Source organism: Enterobacter cloacae complex sp. SHL021 (assembly GCF_049237765.1).
GTDB classification, from domain to species: Bacteria; Pseudomonadota; Gammaproteobacteria; order Enterobacterales; family Enterobacteriaceae; genus Enterobacter; species Enterobacter cloacae.
The window spans coordinates 68,955-86,151 of record NZ_JBMKJG010000011.1 but is presented as its reverse complement, the minus strand read 5'-3'; the positions used below and the strand labels follow the sequence as shown (position 1 = coordinate 86,151).

Here is a 17,197-nt window from a genome sequence, read left to right as displayed (position 1 = left end):
CAGGGAGTTTGTATGGTCAGCGCGTTGTATGCGGTGCTAGGTGCATTACTGCTGATTAAATTTTCATTTGATGTTGTGCGACTCAGAATGCAGTACCGCGTCTCATACGGCGACGGGGGGTTTTCCGAACTGCAAAGCGCTATCCGTATCCACGGCAACGCGGTTGAGTACATTCCGGTGGCACTCATTTTGCTGCTGTTTATGGAGATGAATGGCGCCGAAACCTGGATGGTACACATTTGTGGCCTGCTGCTGATTGCGGGTCGGTTAATGCATTATTACGGCTTTCACCACCGCTTATTCCGCTGGCGTCGTTCCGGCATGAGCGCGACATGGTGTTCGCTTTTGCTGATGGTGCTGGCTAACCTTTGGTATATGCCGTGGGAGTTGGTTTTCTCCTTCCGTTAGCGCACAATACGCCACTTTATTTTTCCCGGATTTTTACGTTATGTCAGATCGCGACACGCTTTTTTCCGCGCCTATCGCCAGCCTGGGCGACTGGACCTTCGATGAACGGGTAGCCGAAGTCTTCCCGGATATGATCCAGCGCTCTGTTCCCGGTTATTCCAATATTATCTCCATGATCGGCATGCTGGCTGAGCGCTTCGTTCAACCCGGCACGCAGGTGTATGACCTGGGCTGCTCGCTCGGCGCGGCAACGTTGTCGGTACGTCGTAACGTTCATCACGAAGGCTGTAAAATCATTGCCGTCGATAACTCCCCGGCGATGGTTGAACGCTGCCGCCGTCATATTGATGCCTGGAAAGCGGCAACTCCGGTCGAGGTCGTTGAAGGCGACATTCGTGACATCGAAATCCACAACGCCTCGATGGTCGTGCTGAATTTTACCCTGCAGTTCCTGGTGCCCGATGACCGCCAGCGGCTGCTGGACAAAATTTATCAGGGCCTTAACCCCGGTGGCGCGCTGGTGCTGTCTGAGAAATTCAGCTTTGAAGACGCGACCGTCGGCGAACTGCTGTTCAACATGCACCACGATTTCAAACGTGCAAACGGCTACAGCGAGCTGGAAATTAGCCAGAAACGCAGCATGCTGGAAAACGTGATGCTGACGGACTCCGTGGAAACCCATAAAGCGCGTCTGCGCCAGGCAGGCTTTGAGCACAGCGAACTGTGGTTCCAGTGCTTTAACTTTGGCTCCCTGGTGGCGCTGAAAGCTGAGGACGCGGCATGATTGAGTTCGGTAACTTCTATCAGCTGATTGCAAAAAACCATCTCTCCCACTGGCTGGAGACGCTGCCTGCGCAGATTGCCACCTGGCAGCGCGATCAGCAGCATGGGCTGTTGAAGCAGTGGTCAAATGCGGTGGAGTTTCTGCCGGAGCTGACGCCTCACCGTCTGGATCTGCTGCACAGCGTCACGGCAGAAAGCGCAGAGCCGCTGCCCGCCGGGCAGATTAATCGTATCGAAACGCTGATGCGTAACCTGATGCCGTGGCGCAAAGGACCGTTTTCGCTCTACGGGGTGAATATCAATACTGAATGGCGCTCCGACTGGAAATGGGATCGCGTGCTTCCGCACCTCTCCGACCTGACCGGGCGTACCATTCTGGACGTCGGCTGCGGTAGCGGTTACCACATGTGGCGCATGATTGGCGCGGGCGCGCATTTAGCCGTTGGCATCGACCCGATGCAGCTGTTCCTGTGCCAGTTCGAAGCCGTGCGTAAGCTGCTGGGTAACGACCAGCGCGCGCATTTGCTGCCGCTGGGCATTGAGCAACTGCCCGCGCTGAAAGCGTTTGATACCGTCTTCTCCATGGGCGTGCTTTACCACCGCCGTTCCCCGCTGGAGCATTTATGGCAGCTGAAAGATCAGCTGGTCAGCGGCGGCGAACTGGTGCTGGAAACGCTGGTGGTCGAAGGCGATGAAAATACCGTTCTGGTTCCCGGCGATCGTTACGCGCAAATGCGCAACGTCTACTTCATTCCTTCCGCGCTGGCGCTGAAAAACTGGCTGGAGAAGTGCGGGTTTGTGGATGTGCGCATCGCCGACGTCTGCGTGACCTCCATCGAGGAGCAACGCCGCACGGAGTGGATGGTGACCGAATCGCTGGAGCAGTTCCTTGACCCAACCGACCACAGCAAAACCGTTGAAGGCTATCCGGCGCCAATGCGTGCGGTGTTGATTGCCACGAAGCCGTAGCCTTTTAGCCGGGTGGCGGCTGCGCCTTACCCGGCCTGGTCATCGCAGGTTTTCTCCAAAATATTTCAAGTTGCAGCAAGGCGGCAACGCAGCGAATCCCCAGGAGCTTACATCAGTAAGTGACTGGGGGGAGCGAGGCAGCCAACGCAACTGCGGCTTGAAATATGAAGGAGAAAAAAAGGCCCCTGTGTAATTGGCAGGGGCCTGGTACAAGCAAGCATCATATTGGGCGACATGATGCGCGGTAAAAATCGGTACGTTGCTACACGTGATGACGTTCAATCAGCGATTTCATTTCCGCAACCGACTCTCCATCTACACCGTAGCGTGAGTACTCATCCGCTTCAGCATCCGTCGACATAGACAACCCTGTGTTGCGATAACGCATGGGCGACGGTATCCATTTCCCGGCAGAGCTGTGAAGCTCTTCCACCCCGGCGTTTAAAAACAGTTCCAGATTGCTGGCACGGACTCCCGCACCCGCCATTATTATTGGAACACCGGAATGTGCTTTTAGTTCCGTAATTAATTGCAGTCCTTTTTCAGCCGACGACTGCTGGCCCGATGTCAGCACACGCGCCACGCCAAGTTCCGCAAGGGTATCAAAGGCTTGCAATGGTTTTTTACACATATCGAACGCGCGATGAAATGTTACCGCCATGCCCTTCGCGGCCGCCATTATCTGGCGCATACGCGGTACATCGACGTTGCCTTCTTCATCGAGCAGCCCCGTCACCAGCCCCGGGAAACCCAGATCGCGAACAAGGGCGATATCGTCAAGCATGGCACTGAACTCGCCTGCCGTGTAACAAAAATCACCGCCCCGAGGACGAATGATAGGGTGTACCGGAACGGTGACAGCCTGACGGGCAGACTTCAACACACCGTACGAGGGCGTTAACCCCCCTTCTTTCGGTGCCGCGCACAGTTCAATGCGGTCAGCCCCCCGCCGTTGCGCCGTCACGGCACACTCCACGCTGTAACAGCAAATCTCCAGCCGCGCCATCCACTCCTCCTTAAATTCCGCGTAATGCACCATCATGACACGCCGCCCCCGGCCGGTCTTCGCGTGTCGTCACAACGCTTACTCTTCGCTGGCAACAATCTGTTCTATCGTCCAGGGATGGAACTTCACCGTCACCTGTCCGTCAGTCACGGCCAGCGTCGGGTTCGGTAAACGCTCGCGCTCGCCTTTTGGTGAACTCGTTTTCACAAAGATACCCGGCTTGCTCAACCCCTCATCAGACAGCAGCGCCAGCGCGCGCGCATTCAGCGTGTCGGGCTCGCCAGGCAGCACGATTTCGATGTGCTCCCAGCCTTCATGCGGGTAACGTTTTTCTCCCGGCCACGGCAGTTCAACAACGCTAAATTGCCAGTGCGCTACGCAGACCGGCTCATGCAGTTTAAACAGGCAGATAGGACGGCCGTTGATGATGTTCTCAGAGAGCAGTTCCCCGCACTGTTCAAACCCGCGACGCCAGCGCTCGGCGGTGGCGTTCTGATGACAGCGCAAGGAGATGTGATCGGCCTCAAGCGGTGCGATGTCCAGACCAAGACGGGTGGCAAGTTCTGTGAACGCCTGGGTGAAGCGCGGTAAATCTGCGGAAATATCATGCAGTTCGTCAATGGATTGCCAGTTCGCCATAAGTCAGTCTCTTATCGTGTCGCAAAGCCGCTAATTTACTCTGTTGCCCCCTTTTGACCAACCGCGGAATGACGCTTTTTATCACTGCATGATTATGCATGCTTTCTTAGCCTGGATTCTGCGCAATCTTCGCCCCCCGCAATGCTGACGCCAGAAGGCATTTGCAGTATACTCCCGCCCTCATTCTTTAACTGGCGCGGGTGGCAGTCAGCCCGCATCAAAAACGTAAGGTATCCAGGTGAATATTCAGGCTCTTCTCTCAGAAAAAGTCAGTCAGGCACTGATTGCCGCAGGTGCGCCTGCGGATTGCGAACCGCAGGTTCGTCAGTCAGCGAAAGTACAGTTTGGCGACTATCAGGCTAATGGCGTGATGGCAGTGGCTAAAAAACTGGGCATGCCGCCGCGACAACTGGCTGAGCAGGTGCTGACTCATCTGGATCTCACCGGCATTGCCAGCAAAACCGAAATCGCTGGCCCGGGCTTTATCAACATTTTCCTTGAGCCGGCCTTCCTGGCAAGCCACGTTGACGCAGCGCTGAAATCTGACCGTCTGGGCGTAGCCCAGCCAGAGCCACAGACCGTGGTGATTGACTACTCCGCGCCAAACGTCGCGAAAGAGATGCACGTTGGCCACCTGCGCTCCACCATCATCGGTGACGCGGCAGTACGCACCCTTGAGTTCCTCGGTCACAAGGTGATCCGCGCGAACCACGTTGGTGACTGGGGTACCCAGTTCGGTATGCTGATTGCTTACCTGGAAAAACAGCAGCAGGAAAACGCAGGTGAAATGGCGCTGGCGGACCTGGAAGGGTTCTACCGTGAAGCCAAAAAACACTACGACGAAGATGAAGCCTTCGCCGAGCGCGCGCGTAGCTATGTGGTGAAACTGCAGGGCGGCGACCCGTACTTCCTGGAGATGTGGCGCAAGCTGGTGGACATCACCATGTCCCAGAACCAGCTCACCTATAACCGTCTGAACGTCACCCTGACCCGCGACGACGTGATGGGTGAAAGCCTCTATAACCCAATGCTGCCGGGCATTGTGGCTGACCTGAAGGCCAAACATCTGGCGGTTGAGAGCGAAGGCGCAACGGTCGTATTCCTTGATGAGTACAAAAACAAGGAAGGCGAACCGATGGGCGTGATCATCCAGAAAAAGGATGGCGGCTACCTCTACACCACCACCGATATCGCCTGTGCGAAGTACCGTTACGAAACGCTGCATGCTGACCGCGTGCTGTACTACATCGACTCCCGTCAGCACCAGCACCTGATGCAGGCGTGGACTATCGTGCGTAAAGCCGGTTATGTTCCCGATTGCGTACCGCTGGAACACCACATGTTCGGCATGATGCTGGGTAAAGACGGCAAGCCGTTCAAAACCCGTGCGGGCGGTACGGTGAAGCTGTCCGACCTGCTGGATGAAGCGCTGGAACGCGCCCGTCGCCTGGTGGCAGAGAAGAACCCGGATATGCCGGCCGAGGAGCTGGAAAAACTGGCGAACGCCGTGGGTATCGGTGCGGTGAAATACGCGGATCTCTCCAAGAACCGTACCACCGACTATATCTTCGACTGGGACAACATGCTGGCGTTTGAAGGTAACACCGCGCCGTACATGCAGTATGCCTACACCCGCGTGCTCTCGGTGTTCCGTAAAGCGAATATCGATGAAAGCGTGCTGGCGAATGCGACCGTCACCATTACCGAAGATCGTGAAGCCCAGCTGGCGGCCCGTCTGCTGCAGTTTGAAGAGACGCTGTCCGTGGTTGCACGCGACGGTACGCCGCATGTGATGTGTGCTTACCTGTACGATCTGGCCGGTCTGTTCTCCGGCTTCTACGAGCACTGCCCTATTCTGTCTGCGGAAAATGAATCGGTCCGCAACAGCCGCCTGAAGCTGGCGCAGCTGACGGCGAAGACCCTGAAGCTGGGTCTGGATACCCTGGGTATCGAAACCGTAGAACGTATGTAATACAAAAAACCCGGCTATCATCGCCGGGTTTTTTTATGATCAGAAGTACTTCCGCAAATACTCCGTCAAACAGAGGATTGCCATTGCCTGACCGTACGGCATCGACGTCAGCGGGATCTGGCGGTAAAACTCCAGATCGCTCCCCATCCCGGTTCCGAACGACGTTTGCAGCAGTTCCCCTTCCGGCGAGATGTTTTTCACAATCCCTCTGATGGCTTTCTCCGCGACATCAGCGTATTCCGCCGCCACATAGCGTTTACGCACGGCCTTAAGAATACCGTAGGCAAAACCTGCCGTGGCCGACGCCTCCAGGTATGAGTCTGGGTCGTCGAGCAGCGTATGCCACAGGCCACTGTCGTCCTGACATGTCGCCAGCGCGGCAATCTGCGCATTGAGCACCTGCGTCAGATAACGGCGCACGGCGTTGTTTTCCGGCAGATCGACCAGTTCGAGGAAGTCCGGGATCACAATGGTGAGCCAGCTGTTGCCACGCGCCCAGCGGGCATGGGCAAAGTTATGGTTTCCGTCATAGTTCCAGCCGTGGAACCACAGCCCGGTCTCCCGGTCCATCAGGTTCTGCACGTGCAGCAGGAACTGGTACACGGCCTCCTCAACGTATTCCGGTTTGTTCAGCAGCTTGCCAATTTTGGCCAGCGGCAGGACCGTCATCATCAGCGTGTCATCCCACATCTGCTGCGCGTTCTCTTCCGCCAGGGTAATGTGCTGCATGCCGCCGTGTGCGGTACGCGGCATCTCATGCATCGCCCACTCCGCCCAGCTCTCCAGCCACGGCAGCCAGGCCGGATTTCGGGTCTCTTCATAGCGGTACGCCAGCGTCAGGAACGGCGACATGGTATTCACGTTTTTGGTGGTTGCCCCTTCCGCAAAACGGTCCGCAAACCAGCTGTCGATAATGTCGCGCATCCCGTCGTCGCCGGTCTGGCAGTAGTACTGCCAGATACCGTACAACCCGACGCCGTGCGTCCACTCCCACCCTGCCCAGCCTTTGGTATCAATGACGCGCCCGTCGTCCAGCCGCAGCAAAAATTCACCCGTTTTGTCGTGGATATTGACCAGGTTATGCGTCACCTTCTGAATCAGCGATTTCAGCTCGTCCCTGGCGATAAAACGCTCTGGCTGACGCAGCAAGGGGCTATGTTTGACAGGCCAAACTTTCATCATCTTAACCTCTGTTGTATGTCGAATTCAGTACCGCACGTCCCTTCAGCGAAGGGGACGCTGGTTTATTGCGATTGAGATAACCAATGTTGTTATTCCCCCACAAGGATTCGAACGGCATACCGGCCAGCATTTCCACGGTGGCGCGGGCGCGCGGGCTGGCCGCTTCAGGCATGGCGCGGCCCGATTCGCGCATTTTCGCGGTCTCTTCGCGCAGCGTGCTGTGGGTTTGTAGATTGAGCCTGAAGCGCAGGGAGACCAGGAAACCGCAGAACAGCACCAGAAGGGTTCCCACGCTCAAAATCAGCAGTATGGTGTGGCTGACTTCAGCAGGCTGGGTTTTCTGACCGCTGACAAAGCCGGACATCTGCATCACGATGCCCACCAGCATTACCGCACCGGCCTGAGACGCTTTTCGGGTCAGCGTCATGATGCCAGCGAAGATGCCCTCACGACGCTGGCCAGTGATCACCTCGTCCACGTCAGCAATGTAGGTATAGGTGTTCCACGGCACATAGTTGATACCGCCGCGACCGAGACCGGCAACCGCGGAGATAAGCAGCAGCAAAGCGTAAACGTCGCTCAGCCCGGCGTAATACAGCACGGCGTAAGAGAGAGAGGCCAGGCCAAACAGCACCACCACCATGCGGTAAGACGGCGCAGGCCCAAAGCGAATGCACAGCGGGATCATCCCAATCACGGCAAGGAACTGGAAAATGGCCATCGTGCCCAGCAGGTTCGACGCCATAGACGCCTCCTGCATTAGCACAAACACCACGTAATAGGTAAAGACGGCGTTGAAGACGTCCTGCGCAATGTAGCCGCCAAGGTACATGCCCAGGTGCTGCCGGAAAATCTTGATGCGCAGCGTCGAGCTTAACTCCACAAACAGGCGATTCAGGCTCTGGCCCAGGGTCAGTTTTTTCTTCTCTTCTTCCGCGCGCAGGGCCGCTTCGGACCACTCCTCGCGCGGGCGCTCCCAGGTGAAGAACCAGACAAAGGTCAGCATCAGCGCGCACAGCACGGAGAAGACCAGGCTTGCGTAGAAGAATGAAATCGCGTTGTCTTTACCAAAGTGGGTCAGCAGGATCCCCGGCAGGAACGAAGCCAGGATAGCGGACATCTGCGCCATCGAAATACGCGCACCGGAGAATTTCGTTTTCTGTTTAAAGTCATCGGTCATCTCCGGGACCAGCGTTTCATACGGCACCAGAATCATGGTGTAGACGATATCGAAGACCAGATAGGTCAGCAGGTAGTACCAGAAATTCATCTCCCCAACCCACATCAGGGAGTAGCTGAAGACGCAGGGAATGCCGAGCAGAATAAAGAATTTGCGGCGACCAAAGCGTTTTCCCAGCCAGGTGGTGCCAAAGTTATCGGTTAAAAAGCCCATCAGCGGGCTGACCACCGCGTCCAGTACCCTTGCAGCAGCAAAAATAAAGGTCGCTTCAATCGGTGTGAGTCCACAGAAGGTCGTATAAAAATACAAAAGCCAGGCCGCCGTCAGCGCGGTCGTTCCCGCGCCGAGGAAATCCCCTGCCCCGTATGCAAGATAGTTTGCGAGTCCAATTTTTCGTGTTTTCATTGCCGTCAACCCTAATCAGTTTTAGGAGACCCCCTGTAAGCAAACCTCGTCCGGGAGTTTTTACACGGCTACAGTAGAATTAACGCACTGTGGAAACCTTTCTGTTTCTGCCATCACACCGCAAAGGCTGGCAAAAATGCAAAGAGTGTCATTACGTGCATCACTGATTTATAAAACAGCGTTTCTATTACTTCAAAAGGTGAGGTCATTTTTGCGAGCCCGCTATCATAAACGTTGATAACGGGCGTTGAGGCAGGCAACTAGCGGTAGTTAACGATAACGGAATTACTCTGCACCTTGAGCGCCGGGATCAACCGCCCGCCGCCCGGCACTTCCCAGATAAAGCGTAAAGGTTCTACCGCAGGTACGCCGTTAAACGCCTGGGTAGTGCCGCTCTCTCCGTCGATTTCCGTGCAACGGCTCTGGGAGCACAGACGCACCTGCAGCCCGGCAGGCGTCGGGCCAATCAGCGAGTAGTTCCACACCACCAGGCTCATCTGACCGGACACCGGTTCAGAAGGCGCCAGCGGACGCGACGACATCGCCACGCCACGGTTGCTGAGGGTCACGCCGATGCTGCTGGCCTGCCAGGTCCCTTCGCCCGCGGCCTGCGCCACCAGCGGGAAGAGTAATAGCCCTAACCACTTACGCATTATTTACCTCCAATCGTCGCCGTCATACGAATATGGCGATTATCAGACAGCTCCAGATTCGACAGCACCACCAGCTGATTCAGGCTACGGCGCAGGAAGCGTGACAGCAGCGGACGCAGCGCATGGTTTACCAGTAGCACCGGCGGTGCCCCCAGCATCTCCTGACGCGCCAGCGCCTCCTGTGTTTGCGCCAGCAGACGGTCCGCCAGACCCGGCTCCAGCCCGCCACCGCCCTGCAGGGCCTGCAGCAGCAGACGTTCCAGCGGTGTATCCAGGCCAATCACCTGCACTTCGCCGGTGCCCGGGAACCACTGCTGGGTGATCGCGCGGCCCAGCGCCACGCGCACCACCGCCGTCAGCTCATGCGGATCGCTTTGCAGCGGCGCGTGCTCGGCGAGGGTTTCCAGAATGGTGCGCATATCGCGGATCGGCACTTTTTCATCAAGCAGGTTTTGCAGCACCTTATGCAGGGTGGTCAACGTCAGCACGCCCGGTACCAGATCCTCCGTCAGCTTCGGCATCTCCTGGCTCACGCGGTCGAGTAACTGCTGTGCTTCCTGACGGCCAAACAGCTCTGCTGAGAACTGTCCAATCAGGTGGTTAAGATGGGTAGCCACCACGGTACTGGCCTCCACCACGGTATACCCCTGAATTTGCGCCTGCTCTTTGAGCGCGCTTTCAATCCAGATAGCGGCCAGACCAAACGCGGGATCGATGGTCTGTTCACCCGGCAGCGTACCGGCGGCAGTGCCCGGGTTAATCGCCAGCCAGCGGCCTGGATACGCATCACCGCTGCCAATCTCAACCCCTTTCATCAGAATACGGTAGCGGGCAGGCGGAAGATCCATGTTGTCGCGGATGTGCACAACCGGCGGCAGGAAGCCCATATCCTGGGCGAATTTTTTCCGGATACTGCGGATGCGGCCAAGCAGTTCGCCATCCTGCTGGAAATCGACCATCGGGATCAGACGGTAACCCACTTCCATCCCCAGCGAATCTTCCAGCTGAACGTCGTTCCAGGTGGCTTCCACGGCCTGCGTGTTCTCCGGCATTTTTACCGGTACAGGTTCTGCCGCGGGTTTCATTTCACGGCCACGCATCCACCAGGCAAGGCCCAGCAGTGCTGCCGTGAACAGCAGGAAAACCAGGTTCGGCATGCCCGGCACCAGGCCGAGCAGGCCCAGCACCGCCGCCGCCAGCAGCATGACGCGCGGGTTGCTGAACAGCTGGCCAACCATCTGCTCGCCAACGTCCTGATCGGTACTGACGCGGGTAACAATAACGCCCGCGGCGGTAGAAATGACCAGCGCCGGGATCTGCGCAACCAGACCGTCACCAATGGTCAGCAGCGTATAGCTTTCAGCCGCCTGGCCCATGCCCATGCCATGCTGCAGCACCCCAACAAGCAGGCCACCCACCACGTTAATCACCATGATGAGAATGCCCGCGATGGCGTCACCGCGCACAAACTTACTCGCACCGTCCATTGAGCCGTAGAAGTCCGCTTCCTGGGTCACTTCCGCACGGCGTTTTTTCGCTTCATCTTCCGCGATAAGCCCGGCGTTAAGGTCGGCGTCGATCGCCATCTGCTTACCCGGCATCCCGTCCAGCACAAAGCGCGCACCCACTTCCGCAATACGCCCTGCACCTTTGGTGATAACCATAAAGTTGATGATAACGAGAATGACAAACACCACGATGCCGATGGCAAAGTTACCGCCCACGAGGAAGTGGCCAAAGGCCTCAACCACTTTGCCCGCCGCTGCCGCGCCGGTGTGGCCTTCCATCAGGATGATACGCGTGGAGGCAACGTTCAGCGCCAGTCGTAACAGGGTGGTAAACAGCAGGATGGTCGGGAACGCCGCAAACTCAAGGGTACGCTGGGTGAACATCGCCACCAGCAGCACCATGATGGACAACGCAATGTTGAAAGTGAAAAGCAGGTCGAGGATGAAAGCCGGCAGCGGCAATACCATCATCGACAGGATTAGCAGGATGAGGATCGGCCCGGCAAGGATTTGCCATTGGGTCGATTTCAGGTTGCCGGGCAGGCGCAACATTGCCACCAGATTAGCCATCAGTGTCCTTCTCGTTCATAAAATCCAGCGCAGCAGGCACCGGAAGGTTCTCAGGTTTGACAGGTCGTTGACCGCCAGCCAGACGCCAGCGTTTCAACTGCCATACCCAGGCCAGCACTTCCGCCACGGCGGCGTAGAGTTGTCCTGGGATCTGTTGTCCAATTTCCGCGTGGCGGTACAACGCACGCGCCAGCGGCGGCGCTTCCAGTATTGGCACCCGGTTTTCCGTGCCAATCTCGCGGATGCGCAGAGCGATTAAGCCCGCCCCCTTCGCCACCACTTTCGGCGCGCTCATTTTGTTTTCGTCGTACTGCAGCGCAACGGAATAGTGGGTCGGGTTGGTGACAATAACGTCGGCTTTCGGCACATCTTCCATCATCCGTCGACGGGCGGCGGCGCGCTGCATCTGGCGGATACGCCCTTTCACGTGCGGGTCACCTTCCATCTGCTTATATTCGTCACGGATATCCTGACGGGACATGCGCAGTTTTTTGAAATGGCTGTACAGCTGGAAGATGACGTCGAACCCCACCATCGGAATAATGCTGAGGACCACCAGCAGCGCGCAGAGTCCGACCAGATTCAGCGCATTGCTCATCGCGGTCAGAGGCGACTCGCTGATAAGCCGCATCATTTCCGGCCAGTTGTGCCAGAGGTAAAACCCCGCGGCACTGCCCATCAACGCCGCTTTGAGGATGGCTTTAAGCAGTTCTGCCCCGGTCTGCGCGGAGAACATTTTCGCGATGCCGGACAGCGGGTTCAGTTTGGAAAATTTTGGTTGCAGCGATTTGGTGCTAAAGACCAGACCGCCAAGCATCACCGGCGAGATCAGCGCGACCAGCACCACCCCGGTAATCAGTGGCAGCAGTGCGACCATGGCCCCTTTAATAAGCTGAATAATCTGGCTGAGGATAAGGTTTGGGTCGTTGACCATACTGTGGTCGAAACGTAATCCGGCAGAGAGCATCCCCGCCAGTTTTCGGGCGAGCGACTCCCCACCCCACCAGATGATGCACACACCCACAATAAGGATCAGCAGGGATGTCAGCTCTCGGGATCGGGGGATCTGCCCTTCCTCACGCGCTTTTTCAAGTCGGTGGGGTGTGGGGGCTTCTGTTTTGTCGTCGTTCTCTTCTGCCACAGTGCATGCTCAGCCCATTACGTCACGGGTATCATGCCAGCGCAGAGGAAATCCAATGGCGGGAAAAGCCCGTTTATTCGGGCTCTTTTCGGTGATTCTGCGTTAACCGCCTCAGGCGCATGCACACCTGAGGCGGAAAGGCGTATCAGAAGCCGAGGCTGTCCAGCAGGTCGTCTACCTGATCCTGGCTTGCCACAACGCCCGCTTTGGTGGCGTCGAGCTGTGGGCCATTGAGCAGGCTTTCGTTCTCGCGTTTCGGACGTGCAGCCGGTTCCGGGATGTTTTCCAGCAGCACCATCAGCAGCTGACGTTCAATCTCCTGAATCACATCCATCATGCGCTTGATCACCTGACCGGTCAGGTCCTGGAAATCCTGCGCCATCATGATGTCCAGTAACTGAGCGTTGGTGAAGCTGGTGTGGCCCGGTACATCGCCCAGGAACTGACGGGTATCCGTCACCAGCTCGCGGGCATCCGCCAGCTCGATAGGATTCTCAAACCACTCATCCCAGCGTTTGGTCAGCGCTTTCGCGCCCTTTTCCATCGCATCCTGGTGCGGTTGTGACGCTTCAACGCTGTTCAGCGCACGTTCAGCCGCTTGCGCGGTCATCTGCACAACGTAGTCCAGACGGTCACGCGCATCAGGAATCGCTTCCGCCGCTTCTGCGATTGCCTGGTCCAGCCCCAGTTCACGCAGGCTGTCACGCAGCATGCGTGTCAGGCTGCCAATGCGGGCAATGATATCGCTGGGCGAATGTTCTTCAACGGGTTTCATAGCAGGTTGCATCATAACCAACACCTCACATGCCGAGTTTCTCGAAGATCTTACCGAGCTTCTCTTCCAGGGTCGCCGCGGTGAATGGCTTCACCACATAGCCGCTTGCGCCCGCCTGTGCAGCGGCAATGATGTTCTCTTTTTTCGCTTCTGCGGTCACCATCAGCACCGGCATAGAGGCCATGCCTGCATCCGCGCGGATGGTTTTCAGCAGTTCCAGACCATCCATATTCGGCATGTTCCAGTCAGAGATAACAAAACCAAACCCGCCCGCCTGCAGTTTGTTCAGCGCATCCACGCCGTCTTCTGCTTCTTCAACGTTGTTGAAGCCCAACTCTTTCAGCAGGTTGCGCACAATGCGACGCATGGTGGAAAAGTCATCCACAACCAAAAACTTAAGCTCTTTATCCGCCATAAAATAATACTCCTGAGTCAAATACGTATTGCCTGTCCGGCACTGATTTTCGCCAGCATCTGCTGGCTTACCTGGCTAAGATCGACCACTTCGCTCACGCCACCCATATTGATGGCCTCGCGCGGCATGCCGAACACCACACAACTTGCTTCATTCTGCGCAATCGTCCAGGCGCCAGCCTGGTGCATTGCAAGCATTCCGGCGGCACCATCGTTGCCCATCCCCGTCAGGATCACCCCAACGGCGTTGCGCCCCGCATGTTTCGCCACCGAATGAAACAGCACATCCACCGACGGACGGTGCCGGTTTACCGGCGGCCCGTCATGAATTTTGATTTGATAGTTAGCGCCGCTGCGCGCCAGCTCCATATGCTTATCGCCCGGCGCGATGTAAGCATGACCCGGGAGCACACGTTCGCCATCTTCCGCCTCTTTCACGCTGATCTGGCACAGCTTGTTCAGACGCTCCGCGAACGAGCGGGTAAAGCCTGGCGGCATATGTTGAGTAATCAGAATACCCGGACTGGAAAGCGGCAATGGCTGGAGTACATGGCGAATTGCCTCTGTTCCTCCGGTTGATGCGCCAATCACCAGCAGTTTTTCCGAGCTGAGTAACGGACCCGCCTTCAGGGTTGCCGGGGCAGCCGTTGGCTTATGGGCCGCGAGCTTCGCGCGCGAGGCGGTGCGGATCTTCTCGGCGATCATTTCGCTGTAGGCCAGCATGCCTTCACGAATGCCAAGCTGAGGTTTGGTGACGAAATCCACCGCCCCCAGCTCCAGCGCGCGCAGCGTAATTTCCGAGCCTTTGCCAGTCAGCGATGAGACCATCACCACCGGCATCGGACGCAGACGCATCAACTTTTCCAGAAAATCAATGCCATCCATGCGCGGCATCTCGACATCCAGCGTCAGCACGTCGGGGTTATATTTTTTAATTAAATCCCGCGCTACCAGCGGATCCGGCGCGGTAGCGACCATCTCCATGTCGCTGTGGCTATTGATAATTTCAGTCATGATCTGGCGCATCAGCGCCGAATCATCGACAGACAATACCCTGATTTTACTCATGCTTTTTCCTTACTCAGCGCATATACCGTTTGCCCACGCAGGCTAAACTCACGCACGAGGTTGCTGAAGTTTTCCGAGTGCCCGGCAAACAGTAAACCGTCAGGCTTGAGCAACGGAACAAACCGACGCAGAATGTCCTGTTGCGTCGTTTTATCAAAATAGATCATGACGTTACGGCAAAAAATGGCGTCGAAAGGCCCCGGCACGTTGTACTGCTTATCCAGCAGGTTAACCGGTGCAAACTCCACGCAGTTCGCCAGCTCCTGGCGCACGCGCACCAGCCCTTCATGCGGGCCGGTACCGCGCATGAAGTAACGCTGAAGCTGCTGAGGCGACAACGTTTTCAGCTCATCCTGGCGATAGACGCCGTTACGCGCCTTCTCCAGCACTTCGGTGTCGATATCGCTGGCGTACACTTTCCAGCGACCCGGCGCCATTCCCAGGGTATCGGCAAGGGTGATCGCCAGCGAGTAAGGCTCTTCCCCGGTCGAGGCCGCCGCACTCCAGACGCGATACTCCCCGGTGCGACGGCGGGCGTGCTCTGCCAGTACCGGGAAGTGGTGAGCTTCGCGGAAAAAGGCCGTCAGGTTAGTGGTTAAAGAGTTAATAAAAGCCTGCCACTCGGCGCTGTTCTGGTTCGCTTCGAGCATGCTCAGGTAGCGACCAAAGTCATCCAGCCCCAGCGTACGCAGGCGCCGCACCAGACGGTTGTAGACCATGTCTCGCTTATGGTCAGCAAGCACGATCCCCGCACGCTGGTAAATTAACTGACATATCCGACGAAAATGCGCGTCGGACAGCGCGAGGCGCTGTGTCATCTGCAACAATAATGACGTTTGCCCTGGAGGCATTGGTGATGTCATAGCGCCTTCTTAATTACATTCAGGATACAACTGGCACGGCCTGCGACCGCCCGACTTCTGTTACTGCTTCAACGTGCTCTTTGACATTAAATACCGCGACCAGCCCGGTCAGATGATCCGCCTGACTGGCCAGCTGATCGGTTGCCGCTGCCGCTTCCTCCACTAACGAGGCATTCTGCTGAGTGACCTGATCCATCTGGCTTACCGCCTGGGCCACCTGCTCAATCCCGCGACGCTGCTCATCAGACGCCGAGGCAATTTCGCCCATGATGTCGTTCACCCGCGTAACGGAGGTGACAATCTCGTGCATGGTTTTCGCCGCCGTATCCACCAGCGCGGAGCCTTGCTGGACGCGGGAGACAGACTCTTCAATCAGCCCTTTGATCTCTTTTGCCGCGTTGGCGCTGCGGCTCGCCAGGTTACGGACTTCACCCGCCACCACCGCAAACCCGCGCCCCTGCTCACCCGCACGCGCCGCTTCCACAGCCGCGTTCAGCGCCAGAATGTTGGTCTGGAACGCAATGCCATCAATCACGCTGATGATGTCGCCAATTTTCTGCGAACTGGCGGCAATATCCTGCATGGTGCTGGCCACATGAGACGCCTGGTCGCCCCCCTTCTTCGCCGTCATCGCCGCCTGTTTTGACAGGTCTGACGCCTGGCGCGCGTTGTCGGCGTTCTGGCTTACCGTCGCAGTCAGCTGTTCCATGCTGGCCGCCGTTTGCGCCAGCGAGGCCGCCTGTTGCTCGGTACGGGAAGAGAGATCGTTATTGCCAGCCGCAATCTCTGAGATCCCGGTGTGCATGGCATAGCTGCCCTGGCGCACATCGGAGACCGTTTCCCGTAGCGATCCTTGCATCGCCTTCAGGCTGGCAAAGATCGCCGAAATTTCGTTTTTGCCATACACCGCCACCGGACGCGCCGGATCCCCCTTCGCAATGCTGTCGAAGTGGCTGCTGATAATCGCCAGCGGCTGAACAATCATCTTGCGCGACCAGAGCAGCGCGGCACCGGTCAGCAGTGCCGCCAGAATCACCACCACGGTAAAAATCACGCCGGACATGTGGTAGCTCATGCGGCTGCTTTCCCCTGCGCGCTGCACAAACTGGTTAATGTCCTGCTGCCAGGCGTTAAAGCTGTCATCAAACGCCGCCTGTGAGGCCTGCACCGGCGCGCTCATAAAGTCCGAGAGCTGGTTGTTCTCAAGCCAGGTCGCCTGGTGATCCAGATCGCTGTGCCACTGCTCAAAGTTCTTCTTCATGGCAGCTTTCAGCGCTTTCCCTTTTTCGCTGACGTCCTCCTGCGCGGTGAACGTTTTGAACTGCGCGTCGGCCTGTTTAAGGCTGTTGCGCGCCGTCGCCATCAGCGCCTTGATATCATCCGGCGGATAACTCAGCGCGGTTAAGGTTCCCGCCTTGTTCAGCGCAGTGCTTGCCTGCAACAGCACGGCACGCGTTTGTGCCAGTGCGGAGCGCTGCTGATTACTCGCCTCAACTTCCTGCAAATTCTGATAGCCATCGCGAAACGCCCAAAAAGACAACCCGTTACTGCCAACCTGCAACACACCGCAAAGGATCAGAATCAAAAACAGTGTGGTCGAGATACGAATACGATTTAACATCCACGCTCCCATCAAGCGGCAAGCAGCCGCGGTTTAAATG

At 57.2% G+C, this 17,197-nt stretch carries 16 protein-coding genes; 4 read left to right on the top strand and 12 right to left on the bottom strand.

The window, feature by feature from the left end; all coding sequences use genetic code 11:
• The first annotated feature begins 12 nt into the window (after positions 1-12).
• Genes ACOTZF_RS13000 through cmoB form a run of 3 tightly spaced genes read left to right on the top strand, consistent with a single transcriptional unit; the run spans position 13 to position 2,160 of the window.
• The gene (locus ACOTZF_RS13000; protein WP_013096077.1) at positions 13-408 is read left to right on the top strand and encodes an MAPEG family protein; all 396 of its coding nucleotides are present in this window, start codon (positions 13-15) and stop codon (positions 406-408) included.
• Between the two features lie 40 nt (positions 409-448).
• Entirely contained in the window at positions 449-1,192 is a 744-nt protein-coding gene (cmoA, locus tag ACOTZF_RS12995; protein ID WP_013096076.1) for a carboxy-S-adenosyl-L-methionine synthase CmoA, read from the top strand.
• Positions 1,189-2,160 (top strand): tRNA 5-methoxyuridine(34)/uridine 5-oxyacetic acid(34) synthase CmoB, encoded by a 972-nt coding sequence (gene cmoB / locus ACOTZF_RS12990; RefSeq protein ID WP_013096075.1) that lies wholly within the window; start codon positions 1,189-1,191, stop codon positions 2,158-2,160. Before cmoA ends, cmoB begins: the two co-directional genes overlap by 4 nt.
• 262 nt (positions 2,161-2,422) lie before the next feature.
• Here the strand turns inward: cmoB and cutC are convergent, their stop codons facing one another.
• Both cutC and ACOTZF_RS12980 read right to left on the bottom strand, forming a co-directional pair.
• Positions 2,423-3,166, bottom strand: a complete 744-nt coding sequence (cutC, locus tag ACOTZF_RS12985; protein ID WP_129252510.1) for a copper homeostasis protein CutC — start codon at positions 3,164-3,166, stop codon at positions 2,423-2,425.
• Between the two features lie 78 nt (positions 3,167-3,244).
• A complete protein-coding gene (locus tag ACOTZF_RS12980) occupies positions 3,245-3,805 on the bottom strand; it encodes a VOC family protein (protein ID WP_013096073.1) in 561 nt (186 codons plus the stop codon).
• A 238-nt stretch (positions 3,806-4,043) separates the two neighbouring features.
• Here ACOTZF_RS12980 and argS point away from each other — a divergent pair, with 238 nt between their 5' ends.
• The gene (argS, locus tag ACOTZF_RS12975) at positions 4,044-5,777 is read left to right on the top strand and encodes an arginine--tRNA ligase (protein ID WP_013096072.1); all 1,734 of its coding nucleotides are present in this window, start codon (positions 4,044-4,046) and stop codon (positions 5,775-5,777) included.
• Between the two features lie 39 nt (positions 5,778-5,816).
• On the opposite strand, the gene ACOTZF_RS12970 is transcribed toward argS, so the two are convergent.
• From ACOTZF_RS12970 to tap, 10 genes are all read right to left on the bottom strand, one after another.
• On the bottom strand, positions 5,817-6,956 hold the full coding sequence (locus tag ACOTZF_RS12970; RefSeq protein ID WP_129252508.1) for a glycoside hydrolase family 88/105 protein: 1,140 nt from the start codon (positions 6,954-6,956) through the stop codon (positions 5,817-5,819).
• Between the two features lie 4 nt (positions 6,957-6,960).
• Positions 6,961-8,544 (bottom strand): MFS transporter, encoded by a 1,584-nt coding sequence (locus ACOTZF_RS12965; RefSeq protein WP_129252427.1) that lies wholly within the window; start codon positions 8,542-8,544, stop codon positions 6,961-6,963.
• 260 nt (positions 8,545-8,804) lie between these two features.
• Positions 8,805-9,197: a flagellar protein FlhE gene (gene flhE, locus ACOTZF_RS12960; protein ID WP_095439697.1), complete on the bottom strand. Its 393-nt coding sequence runs from the start codon at positions 9,195-9,197 to the stop codon at positions 8,805-8,807.
• Complete coding sequence (gene flhA, locus ACOTZF_RS12955; RefSeq protein ID WP_020687642.1) at positions 9,197-11,275, bottom strand: flagellar biosynthesis protein FlhA; 2,079 nt, start codon at positions 11,273-11,275, stop codon at positions 9,197-9,199. Before flhA ends, flhE begins: the two co-directional genes overlap by 1 nt.
• The gene (flhB, locus tag ACOTZF_RS12950; RefSeq protein WP_013096066.1) at positions 11,268-12,416 is read right to left on the bottom strand and encodes a flagellar biosynthesis protein FlhB; all 1,149 of its coding nucleotides are present in this window, start codon (positions 12,414-12,416) and stop codon (positions 11,268-11,270) included. The genes flhA and flhB overlap by 8 nt, the downstream gene beginning before the upstream one ends.
• Positions 12,417-12,561: 145 nt before the next feature.
• Positions 12,562-13,206, bottom strand: coding sequence for a protein phosphatase CheZ (cheZ, locus tag ACOTZF_RS12945; protein ID WP_013096065.1), 645 nt, complete (start codon positions 13,204-13,206; stop codon positions 12,562-12,564).
• A gap of 10 nt (positions 13,207-13,216) precedes the next feature.
• Positions 13,217-13,606, bottom strand: coding sequence for a chemotaxis response regulator CheY (gene cheY / locus ACOTZF_RS12940; RefSeq protein WP_008500431.1), 390 nt, complete (start codon positions 13,604-13,606; stop codon positions 13,217-13,219).
• Between the two features lie 17 nt (positions 13,607-13,623).
• The gene (locus tag ACOTZF_RS12935) at positions 13,624-14,673 is read right to left on the bottom strand and encodes a protein-glutamate methylesterase/protein-glutamine glutaminase (RefSeq protein WP_003859716.1); all 1,050 of its coding nucleotides are present in this window, start codon (positions 14,671-14,673) and stop codon (positions 13,624-13,626) included.
• Entirely contained in the window at positions 14,670-15,536 is an 867-nt protein-coding gene (gene cheR / locus ACOTZF_RS12930) for a protein-glutamate O-methyltransferase CheR (protein ID WP_008500429.1), read from the bottom strand. The genes ACOTZF_RS12935 and cheR overlap by 4 nt, the downstream gene beginning before the upstream one ends.
• Before the next feature lie 19 nt (positions 15,537-15,555).
• Complete coding sequence (gene tap, locus ACOTZF_RS12925; protein WP_129317750.1) at positions 15,556-17,157, bottom strand: methyl-accepting chemotaxis protein IV; 1,602 nt, start codon at positions 17,155-17,157, stop codon at positions 15,556-15,558.
• Positions 17,158-17,197 lie beyond the last annotated feature (40 nt).